Raw genomic sequence first — 19,787 nt, 5'->3', positions numbered from 1 at the left:
ACCCTGGCCAGCGACCTGTCGGTGCCGCCGGTCGAGGCGCACCAGGTGTTCGCCCGGCGCGAGGACCACATGGCCGTGATCGGCAGCGGCGCGGATTTGTTCATGATCGGTGGCCGCTTCGGCTTCGACGGCGAGGCGGCGTTGCTGCTGGACAGCCTGCCGCCGGTGCTGGTGGTCGGCGGTGACTCCGAGGAGGCGGCGGTGCTGCGCTGGGCCCTGCAGCGGCTGGCGGCGGAGACGTCCGGCGCCTCGCCGGGGTCGGCGCTGGTGGCCGGGCACCTGGCCCATCTGATGCTGGTGCAGGTGCTGCGGCTGCATCTCGCCTCCCGCGACGACCACCCGCCTGGCTGGCTGTCGGCCCTGTCGGACGGCCGCGTCGCCGCCGCGATCCGGGCGGTGCATGCCGAACCGGCGCGGCGCTGGACGGTGGCGGAGCTGGCGGCGGTGGCCGGGGTCTCGCGCTCGACCTTCGCCCTGCGCTTCAAGCGCAAGGTCGGGCTGGCGCCGCTGGACTATGTGCTGCGCTGGCGGATGCAGATCGCGGCGCGCGACCTGCGCAGCCGCCGCGGGCCGATCTCAGCCGTCGCCGAGGCGCTGGGCTATGACAGCGACAGCGCCTTCAGCGCCGCCTTCAAGCGGGTGATGGCCTGCTCGCCGCGCGATTACCGGCTGCGTCACGCCCCGGCCTGAGAGACTGTTTGGAAATGCTACTGGCGCGGCCGCCTGCCGGCGGTTTCTGCGCTTCCGGTGCTCACGGACTCTCGCATGACTGGGGCCGCGGCTGCGGCGAATGCCCGGCCTGCAATCTGCGCGCCGAGGGCTGGCGCCGGTTTCGCGCCGCCGACCCGCCGGCCGCCTAGCGCAGGTAACCGGGGTGCCCCCGCGGGTGGCGCCCCGGTCGTCTCTCTGGCATAGCCCGATATAGACGGCACTCCTATTCCTCTATATCGTCAAAACTCGGTATTTTAAGAAAACTCGATAAGTTCGCTTTGAGGTGATTGCATGCATAAGCTCCTCCGCAACGGAGTGACCATTTTTGAAGGATCACTCTCCAATTGTTCCACCCGACTCCCGCCGGAAATTGATGGTGGAGGGAAGGATCATGAGGGCGTCGTCTGGGCGGTGGTCCCGGTTCGATCGACCTCTTGGGGCATCGTCGATAGCGCTGCCTCGGACATCTACCTAGAAGGCGGCGAAGCCCCGACGGACGCGTAGTTTCACAATGCTGCACGACGGTGCTTCTACCGGAACTGCGCCGGGCCTTCGCAAAAGCCGCGCCCCTTCGACAGGCCGTTACGCCCAGCTACATCACTCCCCGGGACACAACCCCTTCCGGACCGGGACGCCGCCCGGCCGAGCGCCATCCGTCAGCGGCCGCCCTCCTGCCCCGCCGCCTCGGCCACCAGCCAGTCGCGGAAGGCGGCGCGCAGCGGGTCCGGCCGGTCGGCCAAAGGCTGGGCCAGGAAATAGCCGCGCTGGGTGCGGTAGGGGTTGGGCAGGCAGGCGACGAGCTGGCCGGCGGCCAGCAGGTCGTCGACCAGCGGCCGCCAGCCCAGCGCCACGCCCTGTCCGGCCAGCGCCGCCTGCAGCACCAGCGGGTAGTTGTTGAAACGCAGCGACCGGCCGCGCGGCGCGCCGTCCACCCCCTGGCCGCGGAACCAGCCGGGCCAGTCGAGCCAGCGCGCCGGGTCCGGGCTGTCGAGATGCAGCAGCGGCTGGTCGAGGAGGTCGGCCGGCGCGGCGAGACGTGGCAGCCGGGCCAGCATCGCGGGGCTGCAGATCGGCACCACGCTTTCCGGGAACAGCCGGTCGACCGTGCAGCCAGGCCAGCGCCCCGCCCCGAAGGCGACCACCGCGTCGACGGCGCGGTCGCGCGGGTCGAGCACGTCCTGGCTGGCCAGGATGCGGATCTCGACCCCGCCCAGCGCCGCCCGCAGTTGCTCCAGCCGCGGCAGCAGCCAGTAGGTGGCGAAGGCGAAATCGGTGGCGACGGTCAGCCCGCCGGGGTCGCGCGCCTGGCGGATCTCCGCCGCCGTGTCGGCGATGGCGTCGAGCGACCGGGTCACCACCTGCAGCAGCCGTTCGCCCTCCGCGGTCAAAGCGACGCCGCGGTGCAGCCGCCGGAACAGGGCCGTGCCCAGCCGCGCCTCCAATGCGGCGATCTGATGGGAGACGGCCGGCTGGGTGGCCCCGAGCTCACGCGCCGCGGCACTGAAATTCGACAGGCGCCCCGCGGCCTCGAAGGCCAGGAGCGCCGGCATCGGCGGCAGGTCGCGGCGTCGGGTTGCCATAAACAGGGATAATAGCTGCATGAGCGGCCGCGGTCTTCACGATCCTGCCGGCCGCGCCCCACCCTGTCTCCCCGGACATATAAAACAGGGAGAGGCCCATCGTGGCAGCAGCGGCGCGACGCCCGAACATCCTGATCCTGATGGCGGACCAGCTGACCCCCTTCGCCCTGCCGGCCTATGGCAATGCGGTGGTGCAGGCGCCGGTGATCGCGGCGCTGGCGCGGGACGGGGTGGTGTTCGACGCCGCCTATTGCAACAGCCCGCTGTGCGGCCCGTCGCGCGCGGTGTTCATGTCCGGCCGGCTGCCCTCGGCGATCGGCGCCTATGACAACGCCGCCGAATTCCCCTCCGACATCCCGACCTTCGCCCATGCGCTGCGGGCGCTGGGCTATCGCACCATCCTGTCCGGCAAGATGCATTTCTGCGGCGCCGACCAGCTGCACGGCTTCGAGGAACGGCTGACCACCGACATCTACCCGGCGGATTTCGGCTGGACCCCGGACTGGGACCGGCCGGAGGCGCGGCCGAGCTGGTACCACAACATGGCGTCGGTGATCGACGCCGGCCCCTGCATCCGCACCAACCAGCTGGATTTCGACGACGAGGTGGTGTTCGCGGCCGAGCGCCGTCTGTACGACCTGGCGCGGAACGGCGGTGGGGCCGCAGACGGCCAGCCCTTCTGCCTGACCGTGTCGCTGACCCATCCGCACGACCCCTTCGCGGTGCCGGAGCGGTACTGGAACCTGCATCGCGACGAGGATATCCCGCTACCCGAGGATGCGCCGGCCGACGACCCGCATTCCCGCCGCCTGCGCGCGGTGTGCGAGCTGGACCGCACGCCGATCACGCCGGAGCAGACCCGCCGAGCCCGGCGCGCCTATTACGGCGCCATCGCCTATGTCGACGAGCAGTTCGGCCGGGTGATGGAGGCGCTGCGCCGCACCGGCCTGGCCGAGGACACGGTTACCATCCTGCTGTCCGACCATGGCGAGTTCCTGGGCGAGCGCGGCCTCTGGTACAAGATGAGCTTCCTGGAGGGCGGCTGCCGCATCCCACTGGTGGTGCACGCCCCCGGCCGCTTCGCCCCGCGCCGGGTCGCCGCCGCCGTATCCTCGGCCGACCTGCTGCCGACCCTGGTCGACCTCGCGACGCCGGAGGGGGCCGCGCCGCATCCGACGCCGCTGGACGGGTGCAGCCTGCTGCCGCATCTGGCCGGCACCGGCGGGCACGACCTGGTGCTGGGCGAATACCTGGCCGAGGGCACCGTGGCGCCGATCGTGATGATCCGCCGCGGCGACTGGAAGTTCATCCACAGCCCGGCCGACCCCGACCAGCTCTACGACCTGGCGGCCGATCCGGGCGAGCGGGTGAACCGCGCCGCCGACCCGGCCGAGGCGGCGCGGGTCGCCGCCTTCCGGGCCGAGGTGGCGGCGCGGTGGGACCTGCCGCTTCTGCGCGAGCAGGTGCTGGAAAGCCAGCGGCGGCGGCACTTCGTCGATGCGGCGCTGCGCCGGGGCGCCCTGCATGGCTGGGACTGGCAGCCGCGGCAGGACGCCACCCGGCAATACATCCGCAACCACATGGATCTCGACGACCTGGAAGCCGCCGCCCGGTTCCCGCGCGTCACGCGCGGCCACGACGCCAACAAGGACGACAACAACAGGGAGACCGAACCATGGCGCGCCTCATCGCCCTTGCCCTGACCGGCCTGCTGCTGGCGGCCACGCCCGCCATCGCGGCCGATCCCGACAGCTGCGCCACCGTGCGCATGTCGGATCCGGGCTGGACCGACATCACCTCGACCAACGGCGTGCTCGGCACGCTGCTGGAGCCGCTGGGCTATACCCAGAAGGTGGAGACCCTGGCCCCGCCGGTGACCTTCGAAAGCCTGAAGAACAGCCAGATCGACGTCTTCCTCGGCAACTGGATGCCGGCGCAGAGTCGCTTCATCGAACCGCTGGTGGCCGAAAAGGCGATCGAGGTGATCCGCCCGAACCTGGACGGCATCCGCTTCACCCTGGCGGTACCGGCCTATGTCGCCGAGGCCGGGGTGAAGGACTTCGCCGACCTGGCGAAGCACGCCGACAAGTTCGACCGTAAGATCTACGGCATCGAGCCCGGGGCGCCGGCCAACCAGAACATCCAGAAGATGATCGACACCAAGGATTTCGGCCTGGACGGCTGGACCCTGGTCGAATCGAGCGAGCAGGGCATGCTGAGCCAGGTCGACCGCGCGGTGCGGCGAAACGAGTGGATCGCCTTCCTGGCCTGGGAGCCGCATCCGATGAACGCGAAGTTCCCGATCGCCTATCTGAGCGGCGGCGACGCCTATTTCGGCCCGAATTACGGCCGCGCCACCGTCTACACCGTGACGAGGCGAGACTTGTCTAACAATTGCCCGAATCTCGCCCGGCTGCTGTCACAGCTGACGTTCACCGTGGACATGGAAAACCAGATCATGGGGACGATCCTGGACGAGGGGGCGGACGGCAAGGCAGCCGCCGCGCGGTATCTCAAGGCTCACCCCGATCTCCTGGCCGGCTGGCTCGCCGGCGTGACCACCCGCGGTGGAGAGGACGGCATCGCCGCCGTCCGCGCCGCACTGAATAAGGGCTGAGGAGGCCCGTAGCGCATGTGGACCCAGATCCGGGACTGGATCGCCCAGATGTTCAAGCCGCGCTACCACCCGGAGCGGCACTACATGCGCGGCCGCCAGCCCGGCAGCACCTCGCGCTGAGTCGTCGATAGGCGACGGGTTCGAAACGGGCGGCGGGTCGGTGACCCTGCCGCCCGCACCGATTCTCAGCCCTTGATGAACGCCAGCAGGTCCGGGTTCAGCACGTCGGCATGGGTGGTCAGCATGCCGTGCGGGTAGCCCTTGTAGACCTTCAGCGTGCCCTGCTTCAGCAGCTTGGCCGAGAGCGGCGCCGAATCGGCGATCGGCACGATCTGGTCGTCGTCGCCATGCATCACCAGCACCGGCACCGCGATCGCCTTCAGATCCTCGGTGAAGTCGGTCTCCGAGAACGCCTTGATGCAGTCGTATTGCGCCTTGGCGCCGCCGATCATGCCCTGGCGCCACCAATTGTCGATCACGCCCCGATAGACCTTCGCGCCCGGACGGTTGAAGCCGTAGAACGGGCCTTCCGGCACGTCGCGGTAGAACTGCGCCCGGTTGGCCGCGAGGGCCTGGCGGAAGCCGTCGAACACCTCGAGGGGCAGGCCGCCGGGGTTCTTCTCCGACTTCACCATCACCGGGGGCACGGCGCCGACCAGCACCGCCTTGGCCACCCGGCCGTTGCCGCCATGCCGGGCGACATAGCGCGCCACCTCGCCGCCGCCGGTCGAATGGCCGATATGGATGGCGCCCTTCAGGTCGAGATGCGCCACCAGCTGCGCCACGTCCGAGGCGTAGGTGTCCATCTCGTTGCCGGTGTCGGTCTGGCTGGACCGGCCATGGCCGCGCCGGTCATGGGCGACCACGCGGTAGCCCTGGCCCAGGAAGTACAGCATCTGGGTGTCCCAGTCGTCGCTGCTGAGCGGCCAGCCATGGTGGAACACGATCGGCTGGGCGTCGCGCGGGCCCCAGTCCTTGTAGAAGAGGGTGGTGCCGTCCTTGGTCGCGAACAGTCCGCTGCTCATGATGCTGTCTCCCGATGCTGGGCGTGAAGGTGCGGCGCCGGTCTGCGCCAGGGAAGAATGCGGCAGGGCCGCCGCGGCGGCGAGTCCAACCCCCGCCGCCAGGACGAGCCGGCGCGACATCCCGTCCGTCCTGTGCTCGCTGTGGTCCATCTGCTGCTCCATTGATGTCGCGATAACTGTTATCGCGATAAACAAAGAGTTACCCGATCCCGGAGGCGACGTCCAGCGATATTTTTATCGCGATATCATTTTTTGTGATAAATATGATCGCGCATCAGGAACAGGAGGCGCCCCATGCCCTTGCCGAAGGACCGTCCGCTGGCCCTGGACGAGCAGATCTGCTTCACGCTCTACCGGACCAACATCGCCATCAACCGGACCTACAAGCCGCTGCTGGACGAGATGGGCATCACCTATCCGCAGTATCTCGTGCTGAACGTGCTCGGCGAGGAGGACGGCCGGACGATCGGCGCCATCGCGTCCCGCCTCGCCCTCGATTCGAGCACGATCACGCCGCTGGTGAAGCGGATGGAAACGGCCGGGCTCGTGCAGCGGCGGCGCAGTCCGGACAATGAGCGCGAGGTCCAGGTCCGGCTGACCGAGGCCGGCCGCGCCCTGTTCGCCCGCAGCCAGTGCCTGGGCGAGTCGCTGCTGGGGCGCTCCGGCCTGACCCTGCCGCAGCTCGACGCCCTGAATCGCCAGATCCTGGACCTGACCGCCGCCCTGGACGGCCAGCTCGGCCGGCCGGAATAGGCGGCGGCGCGGCCGCCGTCTCCGCCCCTGGCCGGATTGACATGGCCGGCGGATGGGGCTGGAGTTCCACAAAAGCCAGCCAGTGGAGGATCCGATGTGCCGCCTGTTCGCGCATCAGCCCATCGAGAACTACCAGTGCGAGACGCGATCCCTGCGGATCGGGGGCCACGGCACCTCGATCCGGCTGGAGGCGCTGTTCTGGGTGGTGCTGGAGGAGATCGCCGCCGGCGAGGGGCTGAGCCTCGGCCGCTTCCTGACCAAGCTGCATGACGAGGTGCTGGACCTGCACGGCAAGGCCGACAACTTCGCCTCGCTGCTGCGCTGCTCCTGCCTGATCTACCTGCAGACGCAGAGTTGGGCCGGCCCGAAGGCCCTGCACCAGCAGGCCCGCGCCGACGTCGCCGCCTGACCGCGGGGCCCCGCGCCGGGGCCCCGCCCGCCGTCAGATCTCCTTCCTGCCCATCGAGTCGGCGATGAAGGCGGCCTGGCGGATCGCCAGAGCCACGATGGTCAGGGTCGGGTTGCAGGCGGCGCCGGTGGTGAACTGGCTGCCGTCCGACACGAACAGGTTCTTGATGTCATGCGCCTGGCCGTGGCCGTTGACCACCCCGTCGCGCGGCTTCTCGCTCATCCGGTTGGTGCCGAGATTGTGGGTGCTGGGATAGGGCGGCGTCCGGATCACCCGGGTCGCGCCCACCGCCTCGTAGATCGCGCTGCCCTGGCGAAAGGCATGGTCGCGCATCGCCCGGTCGTTGGCGTGGTCGTCGTAATGCACGCTGGCCACCGGCAGGCCGTTCGTGTCCTTCACCACGGGGTCGAGCGTGATCCGGTTGCCCTCCTGCGGCATGTCCTCGCCCACGATCCACATCCCCGCCATGTTGGCGTAGTCGTCGAGCGCACTGGTGGAGCTGCGGCCCCAGGCGCCGGGGTCGAGGAAGGCGGCCAGGAAGGGCAGGCCCAGCGACAGCGTCTCCAGCTCATAGCCGCCGAGGAAGCCGCGGCTGGGGTCGTTGCGCGCCTCGTCGCGGACGATACCGGCCATGGTGGTGCCGCGATACATGTGCACCGGCCGGTCGAAGACGCCCCACACCGTGCCGGTGGTGTGGCGCATGTAGTTGCGCCCGACCTGGCCGGAGCTGTTGGCCAGCCCGTCCGGGAACAGGCTGGACGCGCTGTTCAGCAGGAGGCGCGGGCTTTCGATCGAGTTGCCGGCCACGGCCACCACCCGCGCCTTCTGCCGCTGGGTCTTGCCGTCGCCGTCGACATAGACCACGCCGGTGACCTTGCCCGACGTGTCATGCTCGATCTTCACCGCCATGCAGCCCGGCCGCACCTCGAGATTGCCGGTGGCCTCGCCCTTCGGGATCTCGGTGTAGAGCGTCGACCATTTGGCACCGGACTTGCAGCCCTGGAAGCAGAAGCCGATCTGCTGGCAGGAGCCCCGGTCGTCGCGCGGCTGACTGTTGATTGCCATCCGGCCGGTGTGCACCTCCTTGTAGCCCAGCTTCTTCGCGCCGGCCTCCAGCACCTTGTAGTTGTTGTTGCCCGGCAGGCCGGAGATGCCGTTGGTCCGGGTCACGCCCATCCTGTCCTCGGCCTTGGCGTACCAGGGCTCCATCTCCTCCAACGTGACCGGCCAGTCCAGCAGCGTCGCGCCGGGCACCGCGTCATAGGTGGTGCGGGCCTTGAACTCATGCGTGTCGAAGCGCAGCGATGCCCCGGCCCAGTGCACGGTCGAGCCGCCGACCGACTTGACGATCCAGGCCGGCAGGTTGGGGAAGTCGTGCGCCACCCGCCAGCCGCCGGAGGTGGTGCGGGCGTCGGTCCAGGCCAGCTGCACGAAGCTGGCCCATTCGTCGTTGATGAAATCCTGGATCTCGTGCCGGGCGCCGGCCTCCAGGATCACGGTCTTGATGCCCTTCTGGGCCAGCTCGTTGCCGAGCGTGCCGCCGCCGGCGCCGGAGCCGATGATAACGACGAGACCGTCGTCGTTCAGGTCGAACTGTGCCATGGCCATTCCCCCTCACGCGCCCGGCAGCCAGTCGATGTCGCCGAAGCCGCGGTGGATGTAGCCACCCTTGTCGGCCGACGAGCCCTCGTAGCCGAACAGCGGCCAGAGGTCGGGCTGGTTGTAGAGCGACACCACCAGGTCGGATCGCAGCTTCTTGAAGAAAGCGGTCTGCTCGATGCCGCGCAGCAGGGCGGTGCGATCCTCCTCCTGCGCCACCGCGGCATAGGCGCTGCCGTGCCGGTCCTGGGCGTCCTGGTCCAGCCGGGCGACCCCGTCCTCGACCAGCGCCTTGACCGCATCGTCCTTGGCGGCCTTGTCGTCCCAGGGCGTGACCGCGGCGATGTAGTACAGGTCGGACAGATGGTCGTGCGGATAGATGTCCCGCGCCATGCGGGCCAGGGTCTGCATCGTCTCCGGCTTCAGCGCCTTGGCGGTGTCGGCCCAGGCGGTGCCGACCGGCAGGCCGACCCGCGCGGCGACGGCGACGGCGGGCGGGATGACCGCGACGCCGTGCAGGAAACGGCGGCGATCGAATGTGACGCGACGATCGACCTCTCTCATCTGGCGTACTCCCTTGCTGGCTTTTCCGGCTGGCTGTTCTGTCCATGCGGGACGGCGGTTCAGACGAAGCGGCCGCCCCGCTCGATCACCTCGATGCGGTACCCGTCCGGGTCGGAGAGGAAGAAGAACCGGGCCAGGCGCTGGCCCTCATGCTTCATCTCGCGCAGCGGGCCTGGCTTCAGCCCGGCCTCGTTCATCCGCGCATGCTCGGCATCCAGCTCGGCGACCGTGACCGCGAGATGGCCGTAGCCATCGCCCAGCGCATAGGGCTCGGTCCGGCCGTGGTTGACGGTCAGCTCGACCTCGAAGGGCGAGGCGGCGTTGCGCAGATAGACCAGGGTGAAGTCGTCGAAGCCGAAGCGGTCCGCCGGCTCCAGCCCGAAGGCGCGGCGGTAGAATTCGGCCGACCGCGCCTCGTCGAGGACGCGGATCATCGAATGCACGGGCTTGGCGGTCATGTCTGGTCCCTCAGGAAGGCGATGATGGCCTGGCGCGTGGCGGGGTCCTTCTGCCGGTAGGGCATGACCGCGCCGGGGATCAGGGCCTGGGGGTTGGTCAGCATCGCGTCGAGATGCGAGTCGTCCCAGACGAAGTCGGCCTTGGCGAAACCCGCCGAGTAATGGAAGCCGGGGACGCTGCCCGGCTTGCGGCCGAAGATGCCGAGCAGCAGCGGCCCCTGGCGCGGCGGGTCGGACGGTTTCAGGGTGTGGCAGGTCTGGCATTGCTGCTTGAACAGCTCGGCGCCGGTCGGCTTCGGCAGGTCCGGCAGGGTCATCTGCGCCCGGGCGGCGCCGGCCAGGACCAGCACTGCGGCGACCGCCAGGCCGCCTCCGCGACATCCCATCCCAAGCTCCCGTTCTTCCTTGTGTTTCCGACACCCTAGGAAGGCGCGGCAGGCGGTGGGTAGTAGCGGGATGTTGCATCTGCGGATGCCGGGTTCGCCGGGATCAGCGCCGTTCATCCGCGGCCGGACCATAGGCCCGCATATCATCCCGGGATGGCAGACGCCCGCTCGATGCAGTTGCGGTGCGGCGCCGGCTCATGCAGTTTGCGGCCATCCTTCCGCAAGCTGAGTGCGAGCGATGACCGAACCCACCGCCACCTATGACGTGATCGTGATCGGCTCCGGCCCCGGCGGCTATGTCGCCGCCATCCGCGCCGCCCAGCTCGGGCTCAAGACCGCCTGCGTCGAGAAGATGCCGACGCTCGGCGGCACCTGCCTGAACATCGGCTGCATCCCGTCCAAGGCGCTGCTGCACGCGTCGGAGAAGTTCGAGGAGGCCGGGCACGCTTTGGCCGCCTTCGGCATCAAGATCGCGGGGGTCGAGCTCGACCTGCCCGGCATGATGGGCCACAAGGACAAGGTGGTGAAGGCCAACACCGACGGCATCGACTTCCTGTTCAAGAAGAACAAGATCGACCGGCTGAAGGGCCACGCCCGCTTCACCGCCAAGGACCGGATCGAGGTCGAGGGCAAGACCTACGCCGCCAAGAATTTCATCATCGCCACCGGCTCCGACTCGACCCCGCTGAAGGGCGTCGAGGCCGACGAGACGCGGATCGTCACCTCGACCGGCGCGCTGTCGCTGCCGGAGGTGCCGAAGCACCTGGTGGTGATCGGCGGCGGCGTCATCGGGCTCGAGCTCGGCTCGGTCTGGTCCCGCCTCGGCGCCAAGGTCACGGTGGTGGAGTTCCTCGACCGCATCCTGCCGACCAATGACGGCGAGGTGTCGAAGCAGATGCAGCGCATCCTGGCCAAGCAGGGCATGACGTTCAAGCTGAGCTCGAAGGTCACGGCCGCGACCAAGACCGACACCGGCGTGACCCTGACGGTCGAGCCGGCCAAGGGCGGCGACGCCGAGACCATCCAGGCCGACTACGTGCTGCTGTCGATCGGCCGCCGGCCCTATGTCGACGGGCTCGGGCTGGACGCCGCCGGCGTCGAGCTGGACGAGCGCGGCCGGGTCAAGACCGACAAGCACTTCCGCACCAATGTCGAGGGCATCTACGCCATCGGCGACGTCATCGCCGGCGCGATGCTGGCGCACAAGGCCGAGGATGAGGGCGTGGCGGTGGCCGAGATCCTGGCCGGCCAGGCCGGCCATGTGAACTACGACGCCATCCCGAGCGTGGTCTACACTTGGCCCGAGGTGGCTTCGGTCGGCCGCAGCGAGGAGGAGCTGAAGCAGGCCGGCGTGGCCTACAAGGCCGGCAAGTTCCCGTTCCTGGCCAATGGCCGGGCGCGGGCGATGAACGCGACCGACGGCTTCGTCAAGATCCTGGCCGACGCCAAGACCGACCGGGTGCTGGGCGTGCACATCATCGGCGCCGAGGCTGGCACCATCATCGCCGAATGCGTGCTGGCGATGGAGTTCGGCGCCTCGGCCGAGGACATCGCCCGCACCTGCCACGCCCACCCGACCCTGAACGAGGTGGTCAAGGAAGCGGCGCTGGCGGTCGACGGCCGGCCGATCCACATTTGAGGCAAGCAGCCGCTCTTCCCCACCGTCATGGCGAGCCCCGCAGGGGCGTGGCCCTCCAGGAATCGAGCCGCTGGATCGCCACGTCGCTGCGCTCCTCGCGATGACGGTAGAAGGCATGCAGCGCCCGTCCTTGACGCTCCGGCCGCGATGGCGTTCCCATCGCCCATGTCACACCCGCCGCCGAACCGCAGCGTCGCCGTGCTCGCCTATGACGGGCTGTGCACCTTCGAGTTCGGCGTCGCGGTCGAGGTGTTCGGCCTGCCGCGGCCGGAATTCGCCGACTGGTACCGCTTCATCGTCTGCGCCGCCGAGCCCGGGCCGCTGCGCGCCATCGGCGGCGTCCTGGTCCAGGCCGAGGCCGGGCTGGAGGCGCTGGAGGAAGCCGGCACCATCGTCGTGCCCGGCTGGCGCGGCATCCGCGAGATCCCGCCCGAGCCGCTGCTGGCCGCGCTGCGCCGGGCCCATGACCGCGGTACAAGGCTGGTCTCGATCTGCTCCGGCGTCTTCGTTCTGGCCGCCGCGGGCGTGCTGGCCGGCCGCCGCGCCACCACCCATTGGCGCTATGCCGAGGACCTGGCCGCGCAGTATCCCGACATCCGGATCGTGCCGGACGTGCTGTATGTCGACGAGGGCCAGGTGCTGACCTCGGCCGGCAGCGCCGCCGGGCTGGATCTGTGCCTGCACATCGTGCGGCGCGACTGGGGCGCCCGGATCGCCAACCAGGTGGCGCGGCGCCTGGTGGTGCCGCCGCATCGCGAGGGCGGCCAGGCGCAATATGTCGACCGGCCGGTGCAGGTCGAGGAGCGGCCGCGCCTGGCCGCGCTGTTCGACTGGGCCCGCCGCCACCTGGCCGAGGACCTGCCGCTGGAGCGGCTGGCCGGCGAGGCGGGGATGAGCCTGCGCACCTTCCTGCGCCGGTTCCGCGAGGCCACCGGCACCACCCCGGCCGAATGGCTGGTGAGTGAGCGCCTGGCGCTGGCCCGCGACCTGCTGGAGACCACCGCCCTGCCGGTCGAGCGCATCGCCACCGAATGCGGCTTCGGCTCGGCCGACACGCTGCGCCACCATTTCCGCCGCCGCCTCGCCACCAGCCCGGCCCGCTACCGCGCCGGCTTTGCCCTCGGTTGAGCCGAGGATCGCCATGCTCCGCCTGTTCATCGCCATCGCCATCCCCGCCGCGCTGCGGCCCCGACTCTCCCTGTTGCAGGGCGGCGTGCCCGGGGCGCGCTGGACCAACCCGGCGGATTTCCACCTGACGCTGCGCTTCATCGGCGAGGTCGACACGCTGGAGGCGGAGGAGATCGACCAGGCGCTGCACGCCATCGCCGCCCCCGGCTTCCGTTTGGCGCTGGACGGCGTCGGCCAGTTCGGCACGAAGCGCGCCGCCTCGATCCTGTGGGCCGGGGTGGCGGCGGAGCCGGGGCTGCACTTCCTGCACGCCAAGATCGACCGCGCTCTGGTCGCCGCCGGCCAGCCGCCGGACGACCGCAGCTATGCCCCGCACGTCACCCTGGCCCGGCTGCGCCAGGCCCCGGCCGAGCGGGTCGAGCGCTGGCTGCTGGAGCACGGCCCGTTCCGCGCCGAGCCCTTCCCGGTCGACGCCTTCCATCTGTACCAGAGCCATGTCGGCCGCGACGGCGCGGTCTATGAGATCCTGGAGAGCTATCCGCTGACATAGTCCTTCGGATCGAGTGCCGCGGGGACCGGAGGTTGGACATGGACGACGTCATCCGGCTTTCTGCCTACCTGCCGGAGTACTTCTTCTCCTCGATCCGATGGCCCTTCGCGCTGGGACCGTTCACGGCCGTTCCCGCCTTGGGCGTGATCTGCCTCGCCGTGGGATCGCTCCTCGGGGTCGTCCGACGGCAACCGCGCCTGCTGGTGTTCCTGATCCCGGTCGCGGCCAGCCAGGCCCTCGTCGTGGTCGCCGGACTCTTGGGAGAGCCGGGATTCTGGGGGGCCGACGGGGGGATCTACACCATCTTCCTGGTGCTGCAGATCATCCTTGCCAGCGTTCTGTTTTCCCGCGCGCAGAGCGCGATGCCGGCCGCGGCGGCGCTGGCCGTGTTTTCATTCGCCTACGCTTTCGCCGCGGTCGTGGTTGCGGCGACGGCCTTCCACGTTCCCACGCCGTAATGGACCTCGGGCGCCCCGTCAGGACCGCTGCCGAGCTCCCAGCCCCATCGCCTGGCGCATGAAGAAGCGCTTGATCGGCGGCAGGCGGCCGACGGCGGCGAGGCCGATGTCGCGGGCCAGCTGCACCGGGGCCAGGTCGGTCGAGAACAGCCGGTTCAGCCCGTCGGTCGCCAGGATCATGGCGACATTGTCCGGCCGCCGCGCCTGCTCGTAGCGCTGCAGCATCGTGGGATCGCCGAGGTCGAGGCCGAGCCGGCTGCGCTCGACCAGCAGGCCGGACAGCACGGCGATGTCGCGCAGGCCGAGATTGAGGCCCTGGCCGGCGATCGGGTGGATGGCATGCGCCGCCTCGCCGATCAGTGCCGCCCGCCGGGCGCCGTAGCGCCGGGCATGGACGACGCCGAGCGGATAGGTGAAGCGCTTGCCTAAGCACCGCACCGGGCCCAGCCAGTCGCCGACCGTGGCCTGCAGCGCCGCGTCGAAGGCGGTCACCGGGCGGTGCACCAGGTCGTCGGCGGTGTCCGGATGCTCGGTCCAGACGATCGAGGAGCGGTGGTTGCCCTCGGCATCGTCGGTCATCGGCAGCACGGCGAAGGGGCCGGCCGGCAGGAAATGCTCGACCGCCACGCCCTGATGCGGCTCGGCATGCGCCATGACGCAGACCACCGCCTTCTGCCGGTAGGCGAAGCTGCGCGCCGGGATGCCCAGCTGCTGGCGGGTGAAGGAGCCGCGGCCGTCGGCCCCGATCACCAGGTCCGCCCGCACCACCCGGCCGTCCGCCAGGGTCACGGCGGCGTGGCCGGTACCGGTCTCGACCGCCACCACCTTGGCCGGGGCGACGTGGCGCACCGCCGGCAGGGCGTCCAGCCGCTCGAACTGCGCCAGCCGCAGCAGCCGGTTCTCGACGATGTGGCCGAACGGGGCGCCGTCCGATTCGCCGGCCATCTCCTGGTGGTCGAAATGCAGGAACACCGGGGCCCGGCCGTCGGCGATGCGGATGTCGAGGATCGGCTCGGCCTGGCCCGCCACCGCATCCCACAGCCCGGCCGAGGCGACGATCCGGCGCGAGCCGTAGGACAGCGCGGTGGTGCGGCCGTCGAAGCCGGGCAGGGTGCGGGCGGCCGCCGGCTCCTGGTCCAGGATCACGGTGTCGATCCCGGCCTGGCCGAGGGCGGCCGCCATGGTCGCCCCCGCGAGGCCGCCGCCGACCACCACGACCTGGCTGCGCAAAGAGGTGCTGTCGTTCATGGCGCGCAGCATCGGAGCGCGGTGCCGCCCTGTCCAGTGGCGGCGTGTCACATGACCGGGTGTCCGGCCGCGGTTTCGTGGTAGGATTTCAGCATGGTTCGGATTCTCCTCCTATGCCTCCTGGTGCTGGCCACGGGGTGTTCCGAGCGGCGGGGCGTCGGCGTCGCCGCCGGCGGCGCCTGGGGCTCGTCCGGCGGCGGCGGCAGCATGATGGCGCTGTCGATCCCATTCGGGTTTTGACCCGGGCAATTTCGCGTCGCGACCCGATCCCGATTCGTTCGTGATTCGTCCGAGCGTTCTCCGACCGTGCCGGACCGGCCACACCGTGGCCGGAAAAGCGCGCCGGACCGGCCGCCCGGCCACGCCGGATTTGACAGGAGAGGTCAGAAGATCGGATAAAGTGATTGGAATCTAAGCGCTGTTTCGCGGCGGCTCCGGCCGCCGGAAGCGAGGGATGAGGCCGGTGGCAGCCGGCCCGACGCGGAATAGGGTGTTGCAGAAGAGCATGCGGGGCGGCCGACTCAACGAGGCATTGGAACGGCTGGCGGACTATCCGTTCGCGCGGCTGGCGACGCTGTTGTCCACGGTCACGCCGCCGGAGGGGGTGGCGCCGCTGGCCATGTCGGTCGGCGAGCCGCAGCACCAGCCGCCGGCCTTCCTGGCCGAGATCCTGGCCGCCAATGCCGGCAGCTGGAACCGCTATCCGCCGGTGGCCGGCACCCCGGCCTTCCGCGAGGCCTGCGCCGGCTGGCTGCAGCGCCGATTCCAGCTGCCCGATGGCTTGGTCGACCCGGCCCATGTCCTGCCGGTGTCCGGCACCCGCGAGGCGCTGTTCCTGGTGGCCGAGCTGGCGGTCGACCACCGCCCCGGCGCCAACCAGGTGCCGGCAGTGGCGCTGCCCGATCCGTTCTACGCGCCCTATGAGGGCGCCGCGGTGATGGCCGGGGCCGAGCCGGTGTTCCTGCCGGCCGGGCCCGCCACCGGCTTCCTGCCCGATCTCGACGCGCTGGCGGCCGACGCCCCGCTGCTGGCCCGGCTGAAGCTGCTGTATCTGTGCAACCCGACCAACCCGCAGGGCGCCGTCGCCAGCCGGGCCTATCTCGACCGCGCCATCGGCCTGGCCCGGACCCATGGCTTCATCCTGGCGGCCGACGAGTGCTACGCCGAGATCTATGACCGCGATCCGCCGGTCGGGGTGCTGGAGGTCGCGGCCGGCCGGGACGGCGGGTCGCTGGACAACCTGCTGGTGTTCCATTCGCTGTCGAAGCGGTCGAATGCGGCCGGGCTGCGCTCGGGCTTCGTCGCCGGCGACCCGGCGCTGGTCGCGGCCTTCCTGCGGCTGCGCAGCCATTCCGCCGCCGGCATGCCGCTGCCGATCCAGGCCGCCTCCGCCGCGCTGTGGGCCGATGACGCGCATGTCGTCGAGAACCGGGCACTGTACCGGGCCAAGTTCGATGCCGCCGAGGCGGCGCTGGGCGGGCGCTTCGGCTTCCGCCGGCCGGAGGGTGGCTTCTTCCTGTGGCTCGATGTCGGCGACGGCGAGGCCGCCGCCCGCCGGCTGTGGGCCGAGGCCGCGATCCGCACCCTGCCCGGCGGCTACATCACGCGCCTGGACCGGCCGGAGATCGGCCGGCGCTGGCTGCGCATCGCCGTGGTCCATGACGCCGAGACGGTCGGGCGCGCCCTGACCCGGCTCGGCGAGATCCTGTCCCGAGCCGAGGCGGCAGAATGACGATGGCCGGAACCTCATCCCGTCGAACCGCGGTGACGCGCAGCTCCGGGCGCGCCGCCCCGGGCAAGCGCTTCCTGCCCCCGGTGGTGCAGGAGTTCCTGCGCAACCGGGTGCGCGAGCTGAGCGGCTTCGGCATCGCCGTGTTCGGCTGCGGCCTGCTGGTCGCGCTGGTCAGCTACGCCCCGACCGACCCGTCCTGGAACACCGCCAAGGCCGGGCCCGCCGCCAACCTGCTGGGCCGGCCCGGCGCGCATGTCGCCGACCTCCTGATCCAGACGCTCGGCATCGGCGCCTTCCTGCTGGCCGTGCTGCCGCTGTTCTGGGCCTGGCGGCTGATGCGCCACCAGCCGCTGGACCGGGTGTGGTGGCGCGTCACCAGCCTGCTGTTCGGCGTGCTGTTCCTGGCTGCCGGCCTGTCGCCCCTGCCGGCGATCGAGGGCTGGGCCGAGCGCGGCTCGCTCGGCGGCGCCGTCGGGTCGATGATCCTGCGCCGGATCTCCGACACCGTGATCCTTTCGGCCGGGCCGGTCGCCATCTTCTGGCTGGCGATCGCCACCGGCGCGGTCGGCCTGCTGCTGGTGCTGGTCGCGCTCGGCCTGTCCTCGACCGAATGGCACCGGGTCGGATCGGTGACCGGCGCCGGCGCCCGCGCCGGTGCGTCGGTCACCGGATCCGTGCTGCGCGCGATCGGCCGGGTGCTGCAATGGCTCGGCCTGCGCACGCTGCACGGCGCCGGCACCGTCGCCTCCAGCATGATGCGGCGCGAGCCCGCCCCCGAAGCGCCGGCCGCCTTCGCCATGCCCGGGGCCGGCCCGGCGGCGCGGCCGCGCTTCGCCCGCGCCAACCCGCCCGGGCCGCGGATCGGCGATCCGGAGGCCGGGGAGGAGGAGCGCGCGCCGTCGCGCCCGCCGATCATCATCGGCGGCGGCCGCACCGAGCCCGAGGACCTGCCCGAGGAGGAGGACGACGACCTGATCGACCTGCCCTCACTGCGCCCGGTGGAGGAGCCGCCGCGCCGCCCCGCCGCGCCGCCGATGCAGCGGGTCGCCCCTGCAGCGATCGAGCCGGCGCAGCGCCGCTCGGCCGCGCCGCCGCCGCGCCAGACCAGCTTCGAGCTGGCGCCGCCCGACACCTATGAGCTGCCGCCGCTCGACCTGCTGACCCTGCCCGACCCGACCAAGCGCCCGGCCGTGGCCGACCCGCGGGTGCTGGAGCAGAACGCCGCGGCGCTGGAGCAGGTGCTGAGCGATTTCGGCGTCCGCGGCTCGATCGTGAAGGTCAATCCCGGCCCGGTGGTCACCCTGTACGAGCTGGAGCCGGCGCCCGGCACCAAGTCCAGCCGCGTCATCGGCCTGGCCGACGACATCGCCCGGTCGATGAGCGCCGTGTCGGTCCGCGTCGCCGTGGTGCCCGGCCGCAACGTCATCGGCATCGAGCTGCCGAACCAGAAGCGCGAGATGGTGCTGCTGCGCGAGCTGCTCGGCTCCGACCAGATGGACAAGGCGGGGTCGAAGCTGGGCCTGGTGCTGGGCAAGGACATCGGCGGCGGCCCGATCATCGCCGACCTGGCCCGCATGCCCCATCTGCTGGTGGCCGGCACCACCGGCTCGGGCAAGTCGGTCGCGATCAACACCATGATCCTGTCGCTGCTGTTCCGGCTGCCGCCGGACAGGGTGCGCTTCATCATGGTCGACCCGAAGATGCTCGAGCTGTCGATCTACGAGGGCATCCCGCATCTGCTGGCGCCGGTCGTCACCGATCCGAAGAAGGCGGTGGTCGCCCTGAAATGGGCGGTGCGCGAGATGGAGGACCGCTACCGGGCGATGTCCAAGGTCGGCGTCCGCAACATCGAGGGCTACAATCAGCGGCTGCGCGAGGCCAAGGCCAAGGGCGAGGTGCTGACCCGCCGCGTGCAGACCGGCTTCGACCCGGACACCGGCAAGCCGATCTTCGAGGACCAGCCGATCGACCTGACCGAGCTGCCCTACATCGTCATCATCGTCGACGAGATGGCCGACCTGATGCTGGTGGCGGGCAAGGACATCGAGGCGCTGATCCAGCGGCTGGCGCAGATGGCGCGCGCCGCCGGCCTCCACCTGATCATGGCGACGCAGCGCCCCTCGGTCGACGTCATCACCGGCACGATCAAGGCCAACTTCCCGACCCGCATCAGCTTCCAGGTCACCTCCAAGATCGACAGCCGCACCATCCTGGGCGAGGGCGGGGCCGAGCAGCTGCTGGGCCAGGGCGACATGCTGTACATGGCCGGCGGCGGCCGCATCACCCGCGTGCACGGCCCCTTCGTCTCCGACGGCGAGGTCGAGGAGACGGTGCGCCACCTCAAGGCCCAGGGCGAGCCGTCCTACAACGACTCGGTGCTGGAGGATCAGGACGACGGCGGCGGCTTCGACTCGCTCGGCCTGGACGGCGAGGGCGGGTCGGGCGACGACCTGTACGACCAGGCGGTGGCGCTGGTGGCGCGCGAGCGCAAGGCGTCGACCAGCTTCATCCAGCGCCACCTGCAGATCGGCTACAACCGCGCGGCGCGGCTGATCGAGCGGATGGAGCAGGAGGGCGTGGTCAGCCCGGCCAACCATGTCGGCAAGCGCGAAGTCCTGGCCGGGAATCACTGACCGGGACGAGTCCGCGAGCGGAGCCGTCCGATTGCCTCTCCCGCTTGCGGGAGAGGTCGGAGACGCGAAGCGGCTCCGGGTGAGGGCCCTTTGTCGAGGCCTGTGCCAGCCCTCACCCGGTCTCGCTGCGCGAGCCCGACCTCTCCCGCAAGCGGGAGAGGCAACGAACAGTGTCCAGCCCGGATAGAGAGGTAACAGAATAGCCCGGATAGATGGGTGACAGCTCTAATTTGGCAGGGAGGGCCTGCCGATGCCTTGGGAAGAGAGCTGTGCCATGGATCAGAGAGTGTGGTTGAT

At 70.5% G+C, this 19,787-nt stretch carries 19 protein-coding genes; 12 read left to right on the top strand and 7 right to left on the bottom strand.

Going from position 1 to position 19,787, the window contains the following annotated elements:
- A partial coding sequence (locus tag ACTOWL_RS35200) for an AraC family transcriptional regulator (RefSeq protein ID WP_441325969.1) occupies positions 1 to 690 on the top strand: 690 nt, incomplete at its 5' end.
- Positions 691 to 1,367: 677 nt separating this feature from the next.
- Here the strand turns inward: ACTOWL_RS35200 and ACTOWL_RS35195 are convergent.
- The gene (locus ACTOWL_RS35195; RefSeq protein WP_441325968.1) at positions 1,368 to 2,261 is read right to left on the bottom strand and encodes a choline sulfate utilization transcriptional regulator; all 894 of its coding nucleotides are present in this window, start codon (positions 2,259 to 2,261) and stop codon (positions 1,368 to 1,370) included.
- A 131-nt stretch (positions 2,262 to 2,392) separates the two neighbouring features.
- Between ACTOWL_RS35195 and betC the strand changes: the two genes are divergently transcribed.
- On the top strand, positions 2,393 to 3,994 hold the full coding sequence (betC, locus tag ACTOWL_RS35190) for a choline-sulfatase (RefSeq protein WP_441325967.1): 1,602 nt from the start codon (positions 2,393 to 2,395) through the stop codon (positions 3,992 to 3,994).
- On the top strand, positions 3,967 to 4,908 hold the full coding sequence (locus ACTOWL_RS35185; RefSeq protein ID WP_441325966.1) for a choline ABC transporter substrate-binding protein: 942 nt from the start codon (positions 3,967 to 3,969) through the stop codon (positions 4,906 to 4,908). Before betC ends, ACTOWL_RS35185 begins: the two co-directional genes overlap by 28 nt.
- 185 nt (positions 4,909 to 5,093) lie before the next feature.
- Here the strand turns inward: ACTOWL_RS35185 and ACTOWL_RS35180 are convergent, their stop codons facing one another.
- On the bottom strand, positions 5,094 to 5,933 hold the full coding sequence (locus tag ACTOWL_RS35180) for an alpha/beta fold hydrolase (RefSeq protein ID WP_441325965.1): 840 nt from the start codon (positions 5,931 to 5,933) through the stop codon (positions 5,094 to 5,096).
- A 294-nt stretch (positions 5,934 to 6,227) separates the two neighbouring features.
- Between ACTOWL_RS35180 and ACTOWL_RS35175 the strand changes: the two genes are divergently transcribed.
- Together ACTOWL_RS35175 and ACTOWL_RS35170 are read left to right on the top strand one after the other, a co-directional pair.
- Positions 6,228 to 6,686: a MarR family winged helix-turn-helix transcriptional regulator gene (locus ACTOWL_RS35175; RefSeq protein WP_441325964.1), complete on the top strand. Its 459-nt coding sequence runs from the start codon at positions 6,228 to 6,230 to the stop codon at positions 6,684 to 6,686.
- A 94-nt stretch (positions 6,687 to 6,780) separates the two neighbouring features.
- On the top strand, positions 6,781 to 7,095 hold the full coding sequence (locus tag ACTOWL_RS35170; RefSeq protein WP_441325963.1) for a ribbon-helix-helix domain-containing protein: 315 nt from the start codon (positions 6,781 to 6,783) through the stop codon (positions 7,093 to 7,095).
- A 33-nt stretch (positions 7,096 to 7,128) separates the two neighbouring features.
- Here the strand turns inward: ACTOWL_RS35170 and ACTOWL_RS35165 are convergent, their stop codons facing one another.
- From ACTOWL_RS35165 to ACTOWL_RS35150, 4 genes are read right to left on the bottom strand one after another with little or no spacing between them, the layout of a single operon-like run.
- Complete coding sequence (locus ACTOWL_RS35165) at positions 7,129 to 8,697, bottom strand: GMC family oxidoreductase (protein WP_441325962.1); 1,569 nt, start codon at positions 8,695 to 8,697, stop codon at positions 7,129 to 7,131.
- Positions 8,698 to 8,709: 12 nt separating this feature from the next.
- Positions 8,710 to 9,258, bottom strand: coding sequence for a gluconate 2-dehydrogenase subunit 3 family protein (locus ACTOWL_RS35160; RefSeq protein ID WP_441325961.1), 549 nt, complete (start codon positions 9,256 to 9,258; stop codon positions 8,710 to 8,712).
- Between the two features lie 59 nt (positions 9,259 to 9,317).
- Positions 9,318 to 9,716, bottom strand: a complete 399-nt coding sequence (locus tag ACTOWL_RS35155) for a VOC family protein (RefSeq protein WP_441325960.1) — start codon at positions 9,714 to 9,716, stop codon at positions 9,318 to 9,320.
- Positions 9,713 to 10,102 (bottom strand): c-type cytochrome, encoded by a 390-nt coding sequence (locus ACTOWL_RS35150; protein ID WP_441325959.1) that lies wholly within the window; start codon positions 10,100 to 10,102, stop codon positions 9,713 to 9,715. Before ACTOWL_RS35150 ends, ACTOWL_RS35155 begins: the two co-directional genes overlap by 4 nt.
- A 238-nt stretch (positions 10,103 to 10,340) precedes the next feature.
- On the opposite strand from ACTOWL_RS35150, the gene lpdA reads away from it, so the two are divergent.
- The 4 genes from lpdA to ACTOWL_RS35130 all read left to right on the top strand — a co-directional run bounded on the left by lpdA (position 10,341) and on the right by ACTOWL_RS35130 (position 13,877).
- Positions 10,341 to 11,741 (top strand): dihydrolipoyl dehydrogenase, encoded by a 1,401-nt coding sequence (lpdA, locus tag ACTOWL_RS35145; protein ID WP_441325958.1) that lies wholly within the window; start codon positions 10,341 to 10,343, stop codon positions 11,739 to 11,741.
- A gap of 165 nt (positions 11,742 to 11,906) precedes the next feature.
- Positions 11,907 to 12,869: a transcriptional regulator FtrA gene (ftrA, locus tag ACTOWL_RS35140; protein ID WP_441325957.1), complete on the top strand. Its 963-nt coding sequence runs from the start codon at positions 11,907 to 11,909 to the stop codon at positions 12,867 to 12,869.
- Between the two features lie 13 nt (positions 12,870 to 12,882).
- On the top strand, positions 12,883 to 13,419 hold the full coding sequence (thpR, locus tag ACTOWL_RS35135) for an RNA 2',3'-cyclic phosphodiesterase (RefSeq protein WP_441325956.1): 537 nt from the start codon (positions 12,883 to 12,885) through the stop codon (positions 13,417 to 13,419).
- A 38-nt stretch (positions 13,420 to 13,457) separates the two neighbouring features.
- On the top strand, positions 13,458 to 13,877 hold the full coding sequence (locus tag ACTOWL_RS35130) for a hypothetical protein (RefSeq protein ID WP_441325955.1): 420 nt from the start codon (positions 13,458 to 13,460) through the stop codon (positions 13,875 to 13,877).
- 18 nt (positions 13,878 to 13,895) lie between these two features.
- Here the strand turns inward: ACTOWL_RS35130 and ACTOWL_RS35125 are convergent, their stop codons facing one another.
- Positions 13,896 to 15,125: a UbiH/UbiF/VisC/COQ6 family ubiquinone biosynthesis hydroxylase gene (locus ACTOWL_RS35125; protein WP_441325954.1), complete on the bottom strand. Its 1,230-nt coding sequence runs from the start codon at positions 15,123 to 15,125 to the stop codon at positions 13,896 to 13,898.
- Positions 15,126 to 15,218: 93 nt separating this feature from the next.
- On the opposite strand from ACTOWL_RS35125, the gene ACTOWL_RS35120 reads away from it, so the two are divergent.
- The 3 genes from ACTOWL_RS35120 to ACTOWL_RS35110 all read left to right on the top strand — a co-directional run bounded on the left by ACTOWL_RS35120 (position 15,219) and on the right by ACTOWL_RS35110 (position 19,490).
- Positions 15,219 to 15,365, top strand: a complete 147-nt coding sequence (locus tag ACTOWL_RS35120; RefSeq protein ID WP_441325953.1) for a hypothetical protein — start codon at positions 15,219 to 15,221, stop codon at positions 15,363 to 15,365.
- Positions 15,366 to 15,630: 265 nt separating this feature from the next.
- Positions 15,631 to 16,857: an aminotransferase class I/II-fold pyridoxal phosphate-dependent enzyme gene (locus ACTOWL_RS35115; RefSeq protein ID WP_441325952.1), complete on the top strand. Its 1,227-nt coding sequence runs from the start codon at positions 15,631 to 15,633 to the stop codon at positions 16,855 to 16,857.
- A 32-nt stretch (positions 16,858 to 16,889) separates the two neighbouring features.
- A complete protein-coding gene (locus ACTOWL_RS35110) occupies positions 16,890 to 19,490 on the top strand; it encodes a DNA translocase FtsK (RefSeq protein WP_441325951.1) in 2,601 nt (866 codons plus the stop codon).
- Positions 19,491 to 19,787: the final 297 nt, after the last annotated feature.

The organism is Inquilinus sp. CA228 (assembly GCF_052078665.1).
GTDB lineage: Bacteria > Pseudomonadota > Alphaproteobacteria > DSM-16000 > Inquilinaceae > Inquilinus.
Note: the sequence above shows the minus strand (reverse complement) of the source record. Positions and strands in the feature narration are given on the sequence as shown.